The organism is Allokutzneria sp. NRRL B-24872, from assembly GCF_002155965.1.
GTDB lineage: Bacteria > Actinomycetota > Actinomycetes > Mycobacteriales > Pseudonocardiaceae > Allokutzneria.
The window spans coordinates 1-698 of the sequence record NZ_MUMH01000465.1 but is presented as its reverse complement, the minus strand read 5'-3'; the positions used below and the strand labels follow the sequence as shown (position 1 = coordinate 698).

The window sequence follows — 698 nt, the reverse complement described above, 5'->3', positions numbered from 1 at the left end:
CTCCCGCGTCGGCGATCTTCTTCAGGACCTTCATGCCCGCCTCGGAGACCGTGCCGAACGGTGTGTAGTTGGCCGGCAGCGGACTGTCCTGGAAGACCAGGAAGAACTGGCTGCCGCCGCTGTTCTTGCCCTCGCCCGTCTGCCCGTTGAACTGGTTCGCCATCGCGACCGTGCCCGCCGGGTACACATCGCCCTTCAGACGGGAGTCCTTCAGGTTCTCGTCCGGGATCGTGTAGCCGGGACCGCCCATGCCGGTGCCCTGCGGGTCACCGCACTGGAGGACGTAGATGCCCTCGGTGGTCAGACGGTGGCACTTCGTGTGGTCCAGGTATCCCTTGTTCACAAGGAAGTTGAACGAGTTCACGGTGTGCGGTGCCTTCGCCGCGTCCATCGCTATGTCGATGGCACCACAGGTCGTCTGCAGATCCATCGTGTACTTCGCGGTCTTGTCGATGGTGATCGCGGGTTCCTTCTTGAAGGTGAGTTGCTTCACCTTGCCCGCGGCCGCCTTCTCACAGGGGTCCGGCGCCTTGCTGGGCGAGGTGCTCGGGCTCGCCTCCGCGCTCACGTTGTCCTTCTTGTCGTCGCCCTTGAGGACGTCGGTCGTGTAGAGCGCCACACTGCCGACCAGGATCACACCGAGCACCGAAGCGATCACCGCGTTGCGGACTCGTGCCTTGCGTCGCGCGGACGTACGC

1 protein-coding gene is annotated in these 698 nt (G+C 64.3%); it reads right to left on the bottom strand.

Annotation, left to right across the window (positions count from 1 at the left end):
• Nucleotides 1–658 (bottom strand): peptidylprolyl isomerase (locus CCN37_RS38710; protein ID WP_086830292.1); only part of this gene is annotated, 658 nt, incomplete at its 3' end.
• Between the last annotated feature and the right edge of the window lie 40 nt (nucleotides 659–698).